Origin of the sequence: Acidocella sp. (assembly GCF_052326845.1) — a bacterium.
Lineage (GTDB): Bacteria > Pseudomonadota > Alphaproteobacteria > Acetobacterales > Acetobacteraceae > Acidocella.
This window is the reverse complement of the sequence record NZ_JBKQJR010000145.1, coordinates 1-18,019: the sequence shown is the minus strand read 5'-3', so window position 1 is coordinate 18,019 and position 18,019 is coordinate 1. Positions and strand designations below refer to the sequence as shown.

The window sequence follows — 18,019 nt, the reverse complement described above, 5'->3', positions numbered from 1 at the left end:
CGAAGTCTTAGTGCATATGCACGGCGTCGTGCAGATACAGGCAGGTGAGAATGGCGAACACATAGGCCTGCAGCCCGGCAACCAGCAGCTCCAGCGCCGCCAGGGCCACGTTCAGGCTGAGCGGCACCACGGAGGCGAAGGCGCCGAGCACGCCGAGGCTCGCGGTGAGCAGCAGCATGAAGCCAGCGAACACCTCCCACATCACGTGCCCGGCGGTCATGTTGGCGAACAAACGAACCGAGAGGGAGACGGGACGGGAGAGGTAGGAAATGATCTCGATGGGCACCAGAAGCGGCAACAACCACACCGGCACGCCCTCGGGCACGAAGAACTTCAGGAACTTGAAGCCGTGCGTGTAGAACCCCACGCCGGTGGAGAACACGAACACGAACAGCGCCAGCGCCAGCGTGACCGCGATATGGCTGGTGAAGGCGAAGAAATAGGGGAACAGCCCGATCAGATTACCGAGCAGGATGAAGCTGAAGATGGTGAACACCAGAGGGAAGAAACGCAGCCCTTCCTCGCCGATCGTGTCCACGCACATGCTGTGCACGAATTCGTAGAGCATCTCGACCAGCGACTGCGCGCGGCCCGGCACCAGGGCGCGGCTCTTCAGGCCGAGGGCAAACACGGCGACGATGATCACGGCAGCGCCGAGCATCGCCTCGTTGGAATTGGTGAAGTTGACGGCACGGCCAAGGCTGCCAAGGCCCGTGGTGAGGCTGAATTGTCCCAGCGCGTCGATCGTCGGTCCTGCCATGTCTATCCCGTTCAGCCGCCTGTTTTTCCACCGGACGCGCGAAGCAAGTTGCGCAACCCGGCCACCATACCCACTGGCACCATGAGGATCATCAGCCAGGGTGAGGTATGAAAGAGCTTGTCCAGCCCCCAGCCAACCACCACGGCGATGACCATCGCGGCCACCATCTCAACGCCCAGACGCATAGCCAGCTCGATCGCGCGACGCGCGGAACTGGCATTGCCTTCAGCCGCTTCGCGCTTGGGGCCCGCCGCGGCGTCTTCCGCCGCTTTGAGCCGCTGTTCAAACGCAGCTTTATCCCGACTTTCGTTCATGCACCTGTTTTCAGCGGTTTTAACCGCCTAGACGTTGGCGGGTTGCTACCCATCCCCCCCTGACCTGTCAAGAATACATAGCCGTATAATCTTGCTCTTTAACACCACCGACCCAAAATCTGCCCGCCCGCTGTTGACGCGGTTACGGGCCAGAAGCCAGTTTAAACGATATTTCCGTAATTTTGAGGATCCGCCTTGCCCGTGGAAGTGCTGCGCGAATTGCCGCTGGACCAGATATTGCTCGGCGACGCCGGGACAATGCTGCGCATGCTGCCTGACGCGTCGGTAAACTGCATTTTCGCCGACCCGCCGTATAACCTGCAGCTGCGGGGCGAGTTGCGCCGCCCGGATGACAGCCTGGTGGATGGGGTGGACGAGGACTGGGACCGCTTCTCCGACTTCGCGGCCTACGACGCCTTCACCCGCGACTGGCTGGCCGAGTGCCACCGCGTTCTGCTCAAGGATGGGACAATCTGGGTCATCGGCTCGTACCACAACATCTTCCGCATCGGCGCGATGATGCAGGACATGGGGTTCTGGATCCTCAACGACGTGATCTGGCGCAAGACCAACCCGATGCCGAATTTCCGCGGACGGCGCTTCACCAACGCGCATGAGACGATGATCTGGGCGGCCAAGAGCCAGCAGAGCCGCTACAAGTTCAACTACCAGGCGATGAAGTCGCTGAACGACGACCTGCAGATGCGCTCGGACTGGACGCTGCCGCTCTGCACCGGGTCCGAGCGGCTGAAGAACACGCATGGGTTGAAGCTGCACCCCACGCAGAAGCCCGAGGCCCTGCTGCACCGCGTCATCATGGCCTCCACCAGCCCGGGCGACGTCATCGTGGACCCGTTCCTCGGCACCGGCACCACGGCGGCGGTGGCCAAGCGTCTGCACCGGCATTTCATCGGCATTGAGCGCCACCCGGCCTATGTCGAGGCTGCCTGGGGGCGCCTGAAGGCCGAAGAGCGCGCGCCCAAGAGCGCCGTGGTCGCGCCCCCGAGCGGGCGCGAGGCCCCGCGCATCGCCTTCGGCAGCTTTGTCGAGCGCGGCATCATCCGCCCCGGCACGCAGGTGATGGACAAGCAGCGCCGCTTCGGCGCCGAGGTGACGGCGGAGGGTCAGCTCGTCTCCGGCCCGCATCGCGGCTCCATCCATCAGGTGGGGGCAGCGGTGCAGAACGCGCCGTCCTGCAATGGCTGGACCTTCTGGCATTTCGAGCGCGACGGCGCGCTGCTGCCGCTCGACGTGCTGCGCAAGGAAAGCCACGAGGCCTAAGCGTCCGCGCCCACCCCCAGGCGGCGGCGTAACGCCTTGCTCTCCGGCCCCGCCACGTCCGACAGCTTGTATTTGTCCAGCACGCCCAACAGCGCGTCCTGCGCCTCGTTCACAATGGATTGCAGCCGGCAGATCCCGCCAATAGCGCAAAATGCCCCGGCCTGGCACTCGACCAAAGCCAGCTCGGGCTCCAGCGCGCGCACCACGTCGCCCAGCCCGATTTCCGTTGCTGGCCGGGCCAGGCGCATACCACCATTGCGCCCACGGATCGTCTCGATCAGCCCCGCTTGGCCGAGCTTATGCACGACCTTGGTCATGTGGCTCTCGGAGATCTGGTAGGCCTGGGCGATCTCGGCGATCATCCCAAGCTTCTCCGGCTGGAGCGCCAGATAGATGAGCGTTCTGAGACCGTAATCAGTAAATCGCGTCAGGTGCATGGCACACCCTACCTCCGCGGGCGGCGCGCCTCAACTCTGCACCCGCTCGGCGAAGATCTGCGCTTCCGGCACACCGCGCGCCCGTGCGACCGCCGTGACGGCATCCAGCATCTTCGGGGGGCCGCACACGTATATGTCCGGCGTCTCGGCGGCATGGGCAAGGTATGCCTCCAGCGCCTGCGCCGCCGTACCGGCAAAGCCGCCCCAGTCCGGACCGGGGTGCCACACGCTCAGCGTCACCCCCAGCTGCGGCAGGACCGCGCGCAGAGCGGCGATCTCCTCCTCCGGCAGCAGCTCCTCCTCCCGGTTGGCGCCGTAGATCAGGTGCACCGGCTGCGAGTCCTGGAAATCCGCCATGTGCCGCAGCATGGAGAGAATCGGCGCCATGCCGCAGCCGCCGCCCACCAGGCAGCGCGGGCGGGGGCTCGCCTCGTCCAGCACGAAATGCCCGAGCGGCCCGCGCACGCTGAGCGCATCCCCAACCGCCGCGCGCTCGCTCAGCCAGGTGGAAAATGCCCCGCCCGGCTGCAGCCGGATGATGAACTCCAGCCGCCCGTCCCAGTTCGGCAGATTGGCCAGCGAATAGGCGCGGCGGACCTCCGTGCCCGGGATCGTCAGCTCCATGTACTGGCCGGGGATGAAATCGGCCGCCAGCCCCAGTTCCGCGTCCGGCTTCAGCCGCAGTGTCAGCGCCACCGCCCCGGCCCCGGCCGGCCCCATCGCCTCGATGGCAGCCTCGCGCACCGGAGTCTTATGCCGCCCCACTTGGGCATCGGCGCAAGGTAACTCAACGGTCAGATCGCCCTGCGGCAGGCAGCGGCACAGCAGCACGCCACCCGGTCCGGCTGGCAGGGCCGAGGCGCTGTGCGGGCCCATCTCATAAGCCCCCTCGACCACCCGCGCTTGGCACAGGCCGCAACTGCCCTCATGGCACATCGCGGGCGGATAAAACCCCGCCGCCTCCGCCGCCGCCATCACGTCCTGGCCCGAGGCGCAGGGAAACTCCAGCCGCGCCGCATCGCGCGTCACCAATGTCACAACCATGTTGCTGATCCTCGCAGAAACGGAGCAACCCAGAGGCCGAAGCCCCTGGGTTGCTCCTGCCGGTTACGCCGCCTGGCGGTTGAGGGAGGCCGCGATATCCGCGTCCGCCGTGGTGATGGGCAGCACGCCGAACTTCTCCACCAGCACGTTCAGCAGCGTGGGGGTGAGGAAGGCGGGCAGGCTCGGCCCGAGCCGCACATTGCGCACGCCCAGCGCCAGCAGGGTGAGCAGCACGGCGGCGGCCTTCTGCTCGAACCAGGAGACGACCAGCGACAGCGGCAGGTCGTTCACCCCGCACTCGAAGGCATTGGCCAGCGCCAGGGCGATCTGGATAGCGGAGTAGGTGTCGTTGCACTGACCGATATCGAGCAGGCGCGGCAGGCCGCCGATCGTGCCGAAATCATGCGTGTTGAAGCGGTACTTGCCGCAGCCCAGGGTGAGCACCATCGTGTCCTGGGGCGCATGGTCGGCGAAGTCGGTGTAGTAGTTGCGGCCCGGGGCCGCGCCGTCGCACCCGCCGATCAGGAAGAAGTGCTTGATCGCGCCGCTCTTCACCGCATCCACCACCGTGCCTGCCACGCTGAGCACGGTATCCCGCGCGAAGCCGACGAGGATGCTCTTCTCCGGCGCGGTCTCGGCAAAACCCGGCATGGCCAGGGCCGCCTGCACCACCTGGGCGTAGTCGTCGTTCTTGATGTGGCGGATGCCCGGCCAGCCCACCGGCCCGGCGGTGAAGATGCGGTTGCGGTAGCTCGCCTGCGGCTCGATTAGGCAGTTCGAGGTCATCACGATCGGGCCGGGGAAAGCGGCGAACTCGGCTTGCTGGTTCTGCCAGGCCCCGCCGTAATTGCCCACGAGGTGCGGATAGGCGTGCAGCTTGGGATAGCCGTGGGCGGGCAGCATCTCGCCATGGGTATAGACGTTAATGCCCTTGTCCCTGGTGGCTTCCAGGATGTTGTGCAGATCGCGCAGATCATGCCCGGAGACCAGGATGGCCTTGCCGGCGACCGGCGTGGTGCGGACTGAGGTCGGGGCCGGGGTGCCGAAATTGCCGGTATTGGCCGCGTCCAGCGTCTCCATCACGGCATAGTTCAGATGGCCGAGGGCCAGTGCCTCTTCCAGCAGCGCGTTGATGTCCACCGGGTCGGTGGCGAGGAAATCCAGCGCATGGGCGATACCGGCGTAAATCTCGTCCTTCGCCTGGCCGAGCACCTCGGCATGGTGGGCATAGGCGGCGACGCCCTTCAGCCCGTACAGCACCAAAGCGCGAAGGCCGACCACATCCTCGCCCACAACCTCGGCGCCAGCGCGCACGGAGGCCACGATCGCCTGGGCCAGCAGGCCCGGCAGCGTGCCGGACGGCTCGAACCGCGCCGGGCCGCTCAGCTGCCCCGGCACCTTGCCGGTCTTCACTGTGGCAGCCTCGTAGGCGTCACGCAGCCGGTCGCGAATCCGCGCCGCCTCGGCGATCAGTTCCATGAACACCGCGCGGTTGAAGTTCACGTTGGTCAGTGTGGTGAACAGGCCATACATGATAAAGCTGTCCGTCGCCCGGTCCGGCTGGCCGAGCTTGTGCAGGCGCGCGCTGTACTGGCCGAGGCCCTTGAGCTGGTAGATCAGCACGTCCTGCAGGTCGGCGGTGGTCTCGTCCTTGCCGCACACGCCCTTGGCGCTGTGGCAGCCCGCAACACCGTCGGCACGCGAGGTCTGTTCACACTGGAAGCAAAACATATGGGTAATCCCTGAAAATGTTGGCCCTGATACGGGGACGCGCCAGCCGCATAAGGTGCATTTCACCTGAACCTTTCTTCGCGGACGGTCCTTGATATGGATCAAAGGTTAGGAAAACACTCCACAGAAACCCTTGACCTGAATCGGCCCATCTGCTTATCGGATTGTAATGAAATGCCCCAATATTTTCAAAAAATGCTTGTTCGCAAGCTGATCTTTTTGAACAATACGCCGCCGCGCGCGGCGCTGGGCCACGGGGTGTGCCCACCTTGCCGGTGACCGCCGCGCTGCCAACACTGCGCATCCGCGGGCGCAGCTTCATGGCCCTGATTTTGGCGCCGGAACCGCCGCTCGATGCCTGGTTCACGGCGCTCGACGATCAGCTGCGCCGTGCCGCCAGCTACTTCGTGAACAAGCCCATCGTCATCAATCTGACCGCCGCGCGTGGCGACGGGGCCAAGCTTGAAGACGTCGTCTCGGCGCTTGAAGCCCGCGGCCTTTATATTATCGCCGTGGAAGGGCTGGAGCCCGCCGAGCTTGCCGGCACGCGCTGGGCCGGGCTGCCGGATTTGCGGCAGAAGCAGCAGGACCGCGAGGACCTGGGCGGCAAGCTGCTGGAAATCCCCGACGACAAGCTGCCCACCCCGGCTGTACCGGCCGTCACCTCTTTGCTCATCGACCGCCCGGTGCGCTCAGGCCAGTCCGTCATCTTCGAGGAGGGGGACGTCACCATCATCGGTGCTGTTGCCTCAGGGGCCGAGGTCATCGCCGGCGGCTCCATCCATATCTATGGTGCCCTGCGCGGCCGGGCCATCGCCGGGCTGCGCGCGGGTGCCAATGCGCGCATCTTCTGCCATAAATTCAGCGCCGAGCTCGTCGCCATCGATGGGGTGTACGACACGCCGGAAAGCTGGAGTTCCACGTTTAATAATCGCGCAGCACAGGTCCGACTCGAGGACGGCGTGCTTAATATTGCGGCCCTGGCATGAACGCGCCGGACAACAGAGAAGGAGCTGTAAATCGCATGTCGAAAGTCATGGTGGTAACCTCGGGCAAGGGCGGCGTCGGCAAAACCACGACCAGCGCCTCTCTCGGCTCGGCGCTGGCACAGGCCGGCCAGAATGTTGTGGTCGTCGATTTCGACGTCGGCCTGCGTAACCTCGACCTCGTGCTCGGCGCGGAACGCCGGGTGGTGTTCGACCTCGTCAACGTCGTGCAGGGCGACGCCAAGCTTGCCCAGGCGCTGATCAAGGACAAGCGGATCGACACGCTCTCCCTGCTCGCCGCCTCGCAGACCCGCGACAAGGACGCGCTGACCGAGGAAGGCGTGAAATCCGTTATCGACGAGCTGCGCCAGAAGTTCGACTGGATCATCTGCGACAGCCCGGCGGGCATCGAGAAGGGCGCGATGCTCGCCATGCGCTTCGCCGACCTTGCCGTGGTGGTGACCAACCCGGAAATCTCCTCGGTGCGCGATTCCGACCGCATCATCGGCATGCTCGACTCAAAGACCCTGCGCGCGGAAAACGGCGAGACCTTCGAGAAGCACCTGATGCTGACGCGCTACAACCCGGCCCGCGCCGCCAGGGGCGAGATGCTGGGCGTGGATGACGTGCTGGATATTCTCGCCATTCCGCTGCTGGGCATCGTGCCGGAAAGCACGGACGTGCTGAACGCCTCCAATCTCGGCTGCCCGGTGACGCTGCACAACCCAGCCTCCACCGCTGCCCGCGCCTATGCCGACGCCGCCCGGCGCCTGCTCGGCGAGACGGTGGAACTTACCACGCCGGTGGAGAAGCAGCAGGGGCTGTTCGGCAAGCTCTTTGGTCGGAAGGCGGTGGCATGAGCATTTTTGACATCTTTGTCCGCAAACGCTCCGCCCCGGTGGCGCGCGAGCGGCTGCAGCTTCTGCTGGCGCATGAACGCGCCCTGACCGGCCGCGCCGATCTCGCCGCCATCCTGCAGGAGGAAATCCTGGCCGTCATCGCCAAACACATCGCCATCGACCGCGATAAGGTGAACGTGAAGCTGGACCGCAGCGCCCAAATCTCGACCCTCGAGATCGACATTGAGATGCCGCAGAACGTGGTAAAGGCCAGCTAGCCGGTGCGGAATAGGGGGGCTGCAACCACTCCCCTTTCCCACTCGCCCAAAATTTGCCACATTCCGCGCATCATGCGCATGCACGCCTCCTGTGCCGCCCGCCAAACACCGGACGGTGACGATGCCGTATTGCTGCTCGGCCCCGCCGGGGCGGGCAAATCGGACCTGTTGCTGCGCCTGATCAACCGGGGCTTCGCCCTGGTGGCCGACGACCAGGTACTGGTGGAAAACGGCATCGCCCGCGCGCCCGAGGCTCTGGCCGGACTGCTGGAAGTCCGCGGCCTTGGCATTTTCCGCCTGCCCTGCCTGCCGCAGGCGCGGCTGCGCCTCGTCATCCAGCTTGGCGTGCAGCCGGAGCGCCTGCCCATGCCCCGCCGCCATGCGGTGCTGGACCTCCCGGAAATCACCCTGGACCCTGCCCTGGCCTCCGCGCCTGAGCGCGCCGCCCTGGCGCTCGAGGCCGCCTGCGGCCGCATCCCCCAGCTCGCCGGCGCCTTCAGCGTATGAATCCTCCGCCCGCCAAGCTGCAGATCGTGCTGGTCACCGGCCTTTCCGGTGCGGGCAAATTATCAATTTTGCGTGTACTGGAAGATCTCGGCTTCGAGACCGTGGACAACCCGCCGCTCGACACGCTGGTCACGCTGGCGACCCGGGCGGAGAAGAATCTCGCCATCGGCGTGGATGCCCGTTCGCGCGGTTTCGCGGCGGAAGCCGTGCTGGAGTCGCTGCACCAGCTACGCCAGCACGCGAACCTCGTCCCGTCCCTGGTCTTCGCCACCGCCAGCGAGGAAGCGCTGCTGCGCCGCTACTCGGAAACCCGGCGCCGCCACCCGCTGGCGCAATCCGGCGCCATCGCCGAGGGCATTGCGCTTGAGCGCCAGCTCACAGCACCGCTCGCCCGCACCGCCGACTGGCTGATGGACACCTCGGTTTTGCCCCTGCCCCGCCTGCGCGCGCTCATCGAGCAGCATTTCGGCGAAGCGGCCCCGGGCATGGTGATCTCCCTGATGTCTTTCGCCTACCGGGCAGGGCTGCCACCGGAAGCCGATCTGGTGTTCGATGCCCGATTCCTTCGCAATCCGCATTACGACCCCGCCCTGCAACCCCTCTGCGGCCGCGACCCGGAGGTTGGCAGTTTCATCGAGCAAGACCCTGATTTTACGACATACTTCCAGAAAGTCACGGATATCGTTGAATTTTTGCTCCCGCGCTTCGTGCAAGAGGGAAAAAAATATGCAACAATATGTATCGGATGTACCGGCGGACAACACAGATCTGTTTACATGATCGAAAAACTCAGCACTCACCTAGCTAATCTGGGCTGGCGCGTCGGCGTCACGCATCGCGAGGCCGCCCGGTTCACGACCGCGAGCGCGACCCCGGAAATATCCGCGAAAGAATGAGCCTCTTCAAATGATCGGTATGGTCCTTGTCACCCATGGCGGCCTCGCCAATGCGCTGCGCGACGCTATGGAGCATGTCGTCGGCAAGCAGAAAAATCTTGCTACCGTCTGTATCGAATCGGACGCCGAATTCGAGGGGCAGCGGGCGGAGATCGCGCGGCGCATGGCGGAGGTGGATGCCGGCGACGGCGTGATCCTGCTCACCGACATGTTCGGCGGCACACCGAGCAATCTCGCCATGTCGATGGCGGCCCAGCCGGGGGTGGAGATCATCGGCGGCGTCAACCTGCCGATGCTGGTCAAGCTGGCAAAGATCCGCGGCCAGGAGACGCTGCCCGAGGCCGTGGCCCATGCCGAGGCCGCCGGTAAGAAATATATCTGCAACGGGCACGAGCTTCAGGCTCCCGCCTGCCGCGCCGCGGAGTAACGGCATGGACGGCACGTTGATTTCCGTCGATGTCGGCATCGTCAACAAGCGCGGCCTGCATGCGCGCGCCGCGGCGAAGCTCGTGAACCTGGCCGAGCGGTTTTCCGCCAGCGTGGAGGTTGCCAAGGACGGGCAATCCGTCTCCGCGCGGTCGATCATGGGTTTGATGATGCTGGGTGCTGGAATCGGTTGCACGGTGCGCCTCTCGGCCGAGGGGTTCGACGCGAAGGAAGCGCTCGATGCCATCGCCGGGCTGATCGAGGCCGGCTTCAATGAAACAGACTAGGCGCAGGGAACAGCGCTTCACCGGCCATCCTGTCTCGCCTGGCATCGGCATTGGTCCGGTCCACGAGGCCACAGAGCCGGACCTCGTCGTCTCCACTAAAAAACTCACCGCCGCCGAGGTCGCGCCAGAGCTGGCGCGGCTGGAGGAGGCTGTGGCGCGCTCGCGCCACCAGCTGCAGAAGCTGAAGAACCGTCTGGCAGCGCTGCCGGAGGATTCCCAGGCGGAAATCGCGCCGATGATGGATGTGTACCTGCACATGCTCGGCCCCTCCCGGCTGCTGCGCGGCATCAAGGCCCGCATGCAGGAGGATCTGCTCTGCCCGGAAGCCGCCGTTCATGCCGAGGCGGAAGCGCAGGCCGAGGCGACCCTCGCCCAGCCAGGGGCGGACCGCGCCGGACGCAACCGCCGCGCTGAGGAAGTGCGCGAGCTTGGCCGCCGCATGCTGCGCAACCTCACCCGCCAGCCCTTCCGCAGCTTCACAGCACTTGCCCAGGGCAGCGTCCTCGCCGCGCAGGATCTGCGCCCGGCCGATGCCGCGCTGATCCAGCCCTCGCGTTTCGCCGGCATTATCACGGCGGAAGGCGGGGCGGAGGGCCACACGGCGGTCATGCTTCGCGCCCTGGGCCTGCCAGCCGTATTGGGCGCGGCTGGTGTGCTCGACGCCGCCTCCCCCGGCAGCCTGGCTATTGTCGATGGCGATACCGGCGAGATTGTCCTCAACCCCAGCAAGGCCAGCCTGGAGGCGGCGCGGAAGAAACTTTCGGCGCTGACCCGCGCCCGCCGCGCGCTGGCGCGCCTGCAGCGCCTGCCCGCCATCACCAAGGACGGCACGCCTGTCGAGTTGCAGGCGAATCTGGAACTGCCCTTCGAACTCGCCCTGATCGCCGAGTCCGGCGCGCATGGCATCGGCCTGCTGCGCTCGGAATTCATGTTCATGAACCGCGAAACCGCGCCGGACGAGGACACGCAGGCCCGCATCTACCAGGACATCGTGGAGGCCATGGATGGCGACCCGGTGACCATCCGCGTGCTGGACTGGGGCTCGGACAAGGAGGTGGATGCGCTCTCGCGCTACCTGCCGGAGGCCCCGGAAGCGAATCCGGCACTGGGTCTGCGCGGCATCCGCCTGCTGCTGCGCCACCCCCCGCTGCTGGAAACCCAGCTTGCCGCCATTCTCCGCGCCGCAGCACACGGCCCGGTGCGGATCCTGCTGCCGATGGTCAGTGTGGCCGCCGAGGTGCAGGCAACGCGCGAGGCGCTGACCCGCGTCTGGCGCCGGCTGAAGCGCCGCAAGACCATCACCCTGCCGGAAACCTTGCCGCCGCTCGGCATCATGGTGGAAACCCCGGCGGCGGCGCTGGCCTCGCCTGTGCTGGCCCTGCACGCGGATTTCTTCGCCATCGGCACCAACGACCTCACCATGTACACGCTGGCGGCGGACCGCAGCCTGCCGGCCGGGATGAAGCTCTACGACCCGCTGGAGCCGGCGGTGCTGCGCCTCATCCACCTTACCGCCAGCTTCGCCGCCGATGCTGGCATTCCCGTCTCGCTTTGCGGCGAGCTGGCCGCCCGCCCGCAAGCCACGCCCCTGCTGGTTGGCCTGGGCATCCGCCAGCTCTCCATGCATGGCAACGCCGTACCCCTGGTGAAGCAGGCCATCCGCGCCACCAGCCTGCGCACCTGCGAGCGCTTGGCCGGGGACGCCCTGGCCGCACCCTCGGCTGATGCGGTGCGGGACATCCTGGCCAGCGCCGAACCGTAACCCGCATGAGCACGATTTTCGCCCCCATCACCGGGCGCGGCGGTGCCGTCACCGTGCTGCGCCTTTCCGGCCCGGCGACACTCGATATAACCGCGAAACTCACGGGCGGATTGCCGCCCCCGCGCCGTGCCAGCCTGCGCCCGCTTACGCATGCCGGGCGGCACCTCGATGAGGCGCTGATCGTCACCTTCCCCGCGCCGTACAGCTTCACCGGCGAGGATGTCGCCGAGTTCTCGCTGCATGGCGGCCGCGCGGTGCTGGCGGCGGTGAGCGAGGCACTTGCTACGCTGGGCGTGCGCCCCGCCGAGCCGGGGGAGTTCTCCCGCCGCGCGCATCAGCACGGCAAGATGGATTTGCTGGAGGCCGAGGCGATGGCCGATCTCATCGCCGCGGAGACCGAGGCGCAGCGGGCCATGGCCCTTGAGGGCGCAACCTCCCTGCACACGGCCTGCGCAAGCTGGCGCGAGCGGCTGCGGCAGATCATGGCCCAGCAGGAGGCGCTGATCGATTTTCCGGACGAGGATCTGCCGCCGGAGGTGGAGGCCGCGCTGCTTTCCGGCATCGCCGCGCTGCGCGATGAGATGCGCGCCGCCCTTGCCGCCGCACCGGCGGCGGAGCGCCTGCGCGAGGGGCTGGAATTCGTCATCCTCGGCGCGCCCAATGCCGGCAAGTCCACCTTGCTCAACGCTCTGGCGGGCGAAGACATCGCCATCGTCTCCGACATCCCCGGCACCACGCGCGATGCAGTGGGCGTGCGGATCGATCTCGGCGGCGTGCCGGTGCACATCACGGATACAGCCGGGCTACGCAACACCGTGGACGTGATCGAGGCCGAAGGCGTGAAACGCGCGCGGGCGCGGGCGGCGAAAGCGGATTTCCTGCTGCTGGTTGCGGCCCCTGGTGAAGACTTTCCTGAAGCGCCTTCGGGGATTCAATCATTGCAGATTCATACCAAATCAGATCTCGGCTTAACCGGGGGCTTTTCCGTTTCGGCGAAAACCGGGCACGGCATGGCAATGCTGCGCGAGAAACTCGCTGCGGCAGCGCAGGAACTTACCGACACCAAAGGCGCCGCTGCACTCGCTCGCCCGCGCCAGATCGCCTGCGTGCGGGATACGGAAGCGGCGCTGGATGCCGCCCTGCAATTGGATGACCCCGAATTGCGCGGCGAGGAGTTACGCACCGCAGCTCAGGCCCTCGCGCGGCTTGTCGGCATTATCGGCGTCGAAGAAATTCTCGACGCCGTGTTCTCGGGGTTTTGTATCGGGAAGTAGAAACGCCAGCGTTCAGCCTCGCGTATTCCCCGGTGCCGCCAGCGGGTTCACGCCCAACGCCGCCAGCCCGGCCCAGCATGTCGCGCTTAAGGACGGACGCCGGTAATAGTTGAAGACCTGCGCCGGCACGCCCTGGCGCAACGACGGACCAACCGTAAGCCCGGTCGCCAGGCTTGGCGATATCGTTGCGTAAACATAGCCTTCTGGCGAGATGTTTTTCGCCACAGTGGCCAGGAATGATTCCGCGAAGGACAAATGCCCCATCTGCTTCAGCGCCAACGCGGCGAAGGCCGTGCCCTCCAGCCATATGCCGTCGCTCGCATCGGAAAACCCGATGCCGCTTCCACGTTGCAGCGTCCCGATGGCGTTCAGCGCGGACACCTCGCTCCCCAGCCCGGCGAGATAAGGCCAGATCCCGGCATCCGCCGCGGCCAGATGGTTCACCGCCCCGTCCGCCCCTGCGCCGGAGTCGAAACGCCCGGCGCTCAGGTCGAACATGCTTTGCACGAATCCCGCCGCGTGCGCCGAATCCTCGGCCCGGCCAAGCGCGCGGAACGCCGCCGCCAGATCGACATTCTGCTCGGTGCTCTGCCAGGTCAACTGAATCTGCGCCGGGTCATATCCATAAAGCCCGCCGTAATAGCCGGAAGGCGCGCGCAATTCCTGGTCGAGAAAATTACCCGCCCGGTTGGCCGGGGCAGTCATGCCCAGCGCCGCCCATAGCAGCATAGCCCAGGCAAGGGGGCCGCTATCCGTGCCGACCTGATACGGGTCCTCGTCCCAGCGCCCGGCCTTGGCGTCCCAGAATCCGGCGAGCTTCGCGGGCTGCGCCATCCCCCCGGCCTGGTAGCAATTGCGCAGCCGGCCATCGGCGAACTTCCGGTCATGCGCCTGCGCGCTCTCAAGCGCCTGGGCGATGCGCTTTGCCTCCGCCGGATACCCGGCGGCCAGCAGCAGCAGCCCGGCCAAAGCGTTGTCGTACACATAGGCTGCGTTGGCCTGGGTGATGTCGAAATCACCCGCGGCCGAGCCAGCCTGCACCAGATAGGAATTGAGCAGCACCGGACCATCGCCCAATGCCGCCATCTGTCCCCGCACCGCCTGCACGCAGGCGGTGCCCAGGTCGTCCGCCCGCCCAGGCCAGGGCAGCGCCAGGACTGCTCCAGTACCGGCGAGCAGCCCCCGGCGCCGGAGCATCACTCCAGGATTTCCGCCAGGAGCTCCGTTGTGCGCCCGTTGGCGATGGTCGCGGCGCGCGCATCGTAATGCACGCCGTTCACGCGGGCGAAGGCATGCTGCGCGCCGGGATAGATGAAGGCATCGACCCACTCGCTGTCTTCCAGCGCGTCGAGCAGCTTCTCCTGCGCCGCCGGGGGAACGAATTCATCATTCTCGGCGATGTGCAGCATCAGCGGCGCGGCGATGTTGTCAAATTCATCAGCCAATTCATCGAGCCCGACACCGTAGTAGGACACGTTCAGATCGGCGTCGGAGCGCGTGGCCATCATCACCGCCAAGCGCCCGCCGAGGCAGAAGCCCATGGTGCCGGCGCTGCCGTTGCAGCGGGGCAGTTCGCGGGCGGCGGCCAGCGTCACCTTCAGGTCTTCCACGCCCTTGTCCTGGTCGAAGCCGTTCATCAGGGCAAAGGCCCGCGTCCACTCGGCCTCGGTCTTGTCGGTCAGGTTCACCCCCGGTTCCTGGCGCCAGAACAGATCCGGTGCCACGGCGATGAAGCCCTGCGCGGCGAGTTCCTCACCCGTGGCGCGCAGGGCATCATTCACCCCGAAGATCTCCTGGATCAAGACGACCGCGCCGGCTTCGCCCGTACCCTTGGGCTCCCACACATAGGCGGTGAACTCACCCGCGCCGTCCGCGGCCTTCAGCTTGATCTCATACATAGCGCTCTCCCTGTTGGAACTGCGCTATACATAATACTCTTGGAGCGGCGCGAAACCATTAAAGTTCTGACTCGCGTAGGTTGTCACATATGCGCCGGCGTCGTGGATGAGCACGCGGTCGCCCGATTTGAGCGACAGCGGCAGGTGATACGGCGTCTTCTCGTAGATCACGTCCATGCCGTCGCAGGAGGGGCCAGCCAGCACCACCGGGCCCATCTGTCCGTTGCCAGCGGTGATCCGGTAGCGGATCGCCTCGCCCTCGGTTTCGGCAAGCCCGCCATAGCGGCCGATGTCCAGGTACACCCAGCGGCGCGGATCGGCTTCCATGCGGCGGCACACCAGCACCACCTCGGAGGCCACCACGCCCGCATTGCCGACCATCGAGCGGCCCGGCTCGATCAGCATCTCCGGCAGGTCATTGCCGAAATGCTTGACCATCGCATCCATGATCGTGCTGCCGAACGCATCGGTCTCCGGCACGTCCTCCAGGTAGCGGATCGGGAAGCCGCCGCCGAGATTCAGCATCTTCAGCTCCACGCCCTGCGCCTTCAGGTCGGTGAACAGCATCGCCACCTCGGCGATCGCCATCTCATAGGCGGCAGCACCCGTCTGCTGGCTGCCTACATGGAAGGACAGCCCATGCGGCACCAGCCCCAGCCCGGGCGCAGCCAACATCAGGGCCTTGGCGCGGTCCAGCGTGGTGCCGAATTTCTTCGAGAGCGGCCATTCCGCGCCCTCGTTGTTCACGGCAATGCGGCAATACACCTTGGCGCCCGGGGCGTGCGCGGCGATCTTCTCCAGCTCCTCGATGGAATCGAAGGCATAGAGCGGCACGCCATGCTTATGCGCGGCGGCGATGGCGGAGGGCTTCTTCACCGTGTTGCCGAAGGAGATGGCCGAAGCCGGCGCACCGGCGGCGAGGCACGCCTCGATCTCCGGCAGGGAGGCGGCGTCGAAGCAGGAGCCGCGCCCGGCGAGCAGGTCGAGGATCGGCGCGGCCGGGTTCGCCTTCACCGCGTAGTAGATCTTCGCGGCCGGCAAAGCGCGGCGCAGCGCGGCGTAATTCTCGGCCACGCGGTCAAGGTCCAGCACCAGGCACGGGGTTGCCGGCATGGTGTCAAGAAACGAAGCGATTTTGGGAGTCATCGCCCTCATCCTTTCTCATAAAATACCCGCCTGTTGAGGCGACGGGCATGGTTACAAAACGGTCGAACGAACCAGCCAACTTCCAGGATTTCTCCCGGCTGTGCTGCCAGAACGCTTGACGCCGTTGCGTAACCGGAGACCGGCAGAGGCACGTACGTTGCTGCGTGGGCGCGCATGTAGGACCATCACTCCCGCGGCGCAAGAATTATTTTTCGGCGGACGGCAAATTGTCACCAAGTGCAACTTGGCCTGCCCAAGAGCCATCAGCACCGCTATTGTAACAGACATGGAAACGCTGCCGCATATTCTCATCGTCGACGACGACCGTGAAATCCGCGACCTGCTGGCGAAGTTCCTGGAACGCCAGCGCCTACGCGTGACCACCGCGCGCGACGGCAAGGAGGCGCGCCGGGCCTTCGTCAACGGGCATTACCAGTTGGTGGTGCTGGACCTGATGCTCCCCGGCGAGGGCGGGCTGGACCTCGCCCGCTGGTTCCGGTCGGAGACCAACGTGCCGATCATCATGCTTACCGCCATGGCGGAGGAGACGGACCGCATCATAGGGCTGGAGCTGGGCGCTGACGATTACGTGACCAAGCCGTTCAACCCGCGTGAGCTGTTGGCCCGCATCCGCGCCGTGCTGCGCCGGACCGGCGACTCCGAGGAGCGCGCCCCCGAACACGCCAAAACCTACAAATTCTCCGGCTGGTCGCTGGAGACCGCGCGCCGCCGCCTGCTCGATCCGAGCGGGGTGGAAGTCTCCATCACCGGCGGTGAGTACGACCTGCTGGTGGCCCTGCTGGACCGCCCCAACCGCGTGCTGACGCGCGACATGCTGCTCGACCTGCTGCGCGGCCGCCAAGCCGGGCCGTTCGACCGCGCCATCGATGTCGCCGTCTCCCGCCTGCGCCGCAAGCTGGAGGATGACGGACGCAACGCCCAGCTGATCAAGACCGTGCGCGGCGGCGGCTACGTGCTTTCCACTCCCGTCGAACGGCTTTGAAACTACTCCCCCTGCCCCACAGCCTGGCGCGGCGGATGATCCTCATCCTGCTGACCGGCTTCGCGCTGATCCAGCTGCTCGGGCTGCTGATTCACACCGTGAATCAGGTGCGCCTGCAACAACTAGGGGAGGAGCAGGAATTCGCCACGCGCGCCGTCATCATCTACCGGCACATTGCCCTCACCGCGCCGGAAGACCGCCCCGCCCTGCTGGCCAAGGAGCCGCTACCCAAGGGCGACACGGTCAGCCTCTCTTTGCTGCCGCCGCTTGCCAACACCTATACCATGCCGATGGACGCGCGGAACGCCATCCGCGCAGCGATCATCGATTACGGCATCCCACCTCCCATCCACCCGCACGGGCTGCTGCTGCGCATGCAGGGGTTCCCGCCGCGTTACATCATCAGCTTCGGCATGCCGGATAACCTGCCGTTCCCCATTGGGCTGGGAGGCGGCTTGCCGCCGCCAAATGGCGGCAACCCGCCTCTGTTCGGCATGGGGCCGCCCGACTTGTCGGCGATGGTACCCCCGACATCTTGGCTCACCATCACCTCCACGCTGCCGCCGCCGGCCCCCTGGCGCTCGCCCGGCTTCGCCACCGCGTACATGGTGATGACGGTGCTCGGCGCGCTCATGATCACCTGGGCTGTGCGGCAGTTGCTGGAGCCGGTGAAGACTCTCGCCGCCGCGGCCGAGGCTTTAGGGCGCGATGTCGCCAACGCGCGGCCGCTGCCAGAGACGGGGCCATCCGAGATCGTCACCGCCGCTGCCGCGTTCAACACCATGGCGGCGCGGGTGCGGCGCTTCGTCGAGGACCGCACTTTCCTGCTCACCGCCATCGGCCACGACCTGCGCACGCCGATCACCCGGCTGAAGCTGCGCGCCGAGTTCATCGAGGACGACGAACAGCGCGGCAAGGTGCTGGCGGACCTGGAGGAGTTGGAGGCGATGGTCTCCGCCACCCTGGCGTTCGGCCGCGACGCGCGCACCGGCGAGGCGGTGTCGGCGCTGGACATGGCGGAACTGCTGCGGACCTTGCTGGACGAGGCGGGCGATGCGCGGCCCGAGGCGGCGTCACGCCTGGCATATGAGGGGCCGCCGCATTGGACGGTGCGCGCCCGGCCGCTGGCGCTGAAGCGGGCGCTGACCAA

20 protein-coding genes are annotated in these 18,019 nt (G+C 66.3%); 12 read left to right on the top strand and 8 right to left on the bottom strand.

What is annotated here, in order from left to right; all coding sequences use genetic code 11:
- Positions 1-7: 7 nt before the first annotated feature.
- A complete protein-coding gene (locus ACLPJJ_RS10055; RefSeq protein WP_443590839.1) occupies positions 8-760 on the bottom strand; it encodes a F0F1 ATP synthase subunit A in 753 nt (250 codons plus the stop codon).
- Positions 761-771: 11 nt separating this feature from the next.
- Positions 772-1,074, bottom strand: a complete 303-nt coding sequence (locus tag ACLPJJ_RS10050) for an AtpZ/AtpI family protein (RefSeq protein WP_443590838.1) — start codon at positions 1,072-1,074, stop codon at positions 772-774.
- A 258-nt stretch (positions 1,075-1,332) separates the two neighbouring features.
- Here ACLPJJ_RS10050 and ACLPJJ_RS10045 point away from each other — a divergent pair, with 258 nt between their 5' ends.
- On the top strand, positions 1,333-2,355 hold the full coding sequence (locus ACLPJJ_RS10045; protein WP_443590855.1) for a site-specific DNA-methyltransferase: 1,023 nt from the start codon (positions 1,333-1,335) through the stop codon (positions 2,353-2,355).
- Here ACLPJJ_RS10045 and ACLPJJ_RS10040 read toward each other — a convergent pair.
- The 3 genes from ACLPJJ_RS10040 to hcp form a co-directional block, all read right to left on the bottom strand.
- On the bottom strand, positions 2,352-2,792 hold the full coding sequence (locus ACLPJJ_RS10040; protein WP_443590837.1) for an Rrf2 family transcriptional regulator: 441 nt from the start codon (positions 2,790-2,792) through the stop codon (positions 2,352-2,354). The genes ACLPJJ_RS10045 and ACLPJJ_RS10040 overlap by 4 nt on opposite strands.
- Before the next feature lie 30 nt (positions 2,793-2,822).
- Positions 2,823-3,836, bottom strand: a complete 1,014-nt coding sequence (locus ACLPJJ_RS10035) for an FAD-binding oxidoreductase (protein ID WP_443590836.1) — start codon at positions 3,834-3,836, stop codon at positions 2,823-2,825.
- 63 nt (positions 3,837-3,899) lie between these two features.
- Positions 3,900-5,567, bottom strand: a complete 1,668-nt coding sequence (gene hcp / locus ACLPJJ_RS10030) for a hydroxylamine reductase (protein WP_443590835.1) — start codon at positions 5,565-5,567, stop codon at positions 3,900-3,902.
- Between the two features lie 275 nt (positions 5,568-5,842).
- Between hcp and minC the strand changes: the two genes are divergently transcribed.
- The 9 genes from minC to mnmE all read left to right on the top strand — a co-directional run bounded on the left by minC (position 5,843) and on the right by mnmE (position 12,822).
- A complete protein-coding gene (minC, locus tag ACLPJJ_RS10025) occupies positions 5,843-6,556 on the top strand; it encodes a septum site-determining protein MinC (protein WP_443590854.1) in 714 nt (237 codons plus the stop codon).
- Positions 6,557-6,591: 35 nt separating this feature from the next.
- A complete protein-coding gene (gene minD / locus ACLPJJ_RS10020; RefSeq protein WP_443590834.1) occupies positions 6,592-7,413 on the top strand; it encodes a septum site-determining protein MinD in 822 nt (273 codons plus the stop codon).
- Complete coding sequence (minE, locus tag ACLPJJ_RS10015) at positions 7,410-7,670, top strand: cell division topological specificity factor MinE (protein ID WP_443590833.1); 261 nt, start codon at positions 7,410-7,412, stop codon at positions 7,668-7,670. The genes minD and minE overlap by 4 nt, the downstream gene beginning before the upstream one ends.
- A gap of 78 nt (positions 7,671-7,748) precedes the next feature.
- Positions 7,749-8,177: an HPr kinase/phosphorylase gene (locus ACLPJJ_RS10010; protein ID WP_443590832.1), complete on the top strand. Its 429-nt coding sequence runs from the start codon at positions 7,749-7,751 to the stop codon at positions 8,175-8,177.
- On the top strand, positions 8,174-9,073 hold the full coding sequence (gene rapZ / locus ACLPJJ_RS10005; protein ID WP_443590831.1) for an RNase adapter RapZ: 900 nt from the start codon (positions 8,174-8,176) through the stop codon (positions 9,071-9,073). The genes ACLPJJ_RS10010 and rapZ overlap by 4 nt, the downstream gene beginning before the upstream one ends.
- A gap of 10 nt (positions 9,074-9,083) precedes the next feature.
- Entirely contained in the window at positions 9,084-9,500 is a 417-nt protein-coding gene (locus ACLPJJ_RS10000; protein WP_443590830.1) for a PTS sugar transporter subunit IIA, read from the top strand.
- Between the two features lie 4 nt (positions 9,501-9,504).
- Positions 9,505-9,786: an HPr family phosphocarrier protein gene (locus tag ACLPJJ_RS09995; protein ID WP_443590829.1), complete on the top strand. Its 282-nt coding sequence runs from the start codon at positions 9,505-9,507 to the stop codon at positions 9,784-9,786.
- Positions 9,773-11,548 carry a phosphoenolpyruvate--protein phosphotransferase gene (gene ptsP / locus ACLPJJ_RS09990; protein WP_443590828.1) on the top strand — a complete coding sequence of 592 codons (1,776 nt, stop codon included), beginning with the start codon at positions 9,773-9,775 and terminating at the stop codon, positions 11,546-11,548. Before ACLPJJ_RS09995 ends, ptsP begins: the two co-directional genes overlap by 14 nt.
- Positions 11,549-11,553: 5 nt before the next feature.
- The gene (gene mnmE / locus ACLPJJ_RS09985; protein ID WP_443590827.1) at positions 11,554-12,822 is read left to right on the top strand and encodes a tRNA uridine-5-carboxymethylaminomethyl(34) synthesis GTPase MnmE; all 1,269 of its coding nucleotides are present in this window, start codon (positions 11,554-11,556) and stop codon (positions 12,820-12,822) included.
- 12 nt (positions 12,823-12,834) lie between these two features.
- On the opposite strand, the gene ACLPJJ_RS09980 is transcribed toward mnmE, so the two are convergent.
- Genes ACLPJJ_RS09980 through ACLPJJ_RS09970 form a run of 3 tightly spaced genes read right to left on the bottom strand, consistent with a single transcriptional unit; the run spans position 12,835 to position 15,866 of the window.
- Positions 12,835-14,019, bottom strand: a complete 1,185-nt coding sequence (locus ACLPJJ_RS09980; protein ID WP_443590826.1) for a hypothetical protein — start codon at positions 14,017-14,019, stop codon at positions 12,835-12,837.
- Positions 14,019-14,720 (bottom strand): dienelactone hydrolase family protein, encoded by a 702-nt coding sequence (locus tag ACLPJJ_RS09975; protein ID WP_443590825.1) that lies wholly within the window; start codon positions 14,718-14,720, stop codon positions 14,019-14,021. The genes ACLPJJ_RS09980 and ACLPJJ_RS09975 overlap by 1 nt, the downstream gene beginning before the upstream one ends.
- Before the next feature lie 24 nt (positions 14,721-14,744).
- Complete coding sequence (locus ACLPJJ_RS09970) at positions 14,745-15,866, bottom strand: type III PLP-dependent enzyme (protein WP_443590824.1); 1,122 nt, start codon at positions 15,864-15,866, stop codon at positions 14,745-14,747.
- Between the two features lie 286 nt (positions 15,867-16,152).
- Between ACLPJJ_RS09970 and ACLPJJ_RS09965 the strand changes: the two genes are divergently transcribed.
- Together ACLPJJ_RS09965 and ACLPJJ_RS09960 are read left to right on the top strand one after the other, a co-directional pair.
- Positions 16,153-16,869, top strand: a complete 717-nt coding sequence (locus ACLPJJ_RS09965; RefSeq protein WP_443590823.1) for a response regulator — start codon at positions 16,153-16,155, stop codon at positions 16,867-16,869.
- A gap of 35 nt (positions 16,870-16,904) precedes the next feature.
- Positions 16,905-18,019, top strand: a 1,115-nt coding sequence (locus ACLPJJ_RS09960; RefSeq protein ID WP_443590822.1) for a HAMP domain-containing protein, incomplete at its 3' end; no start/stop codon positions are given.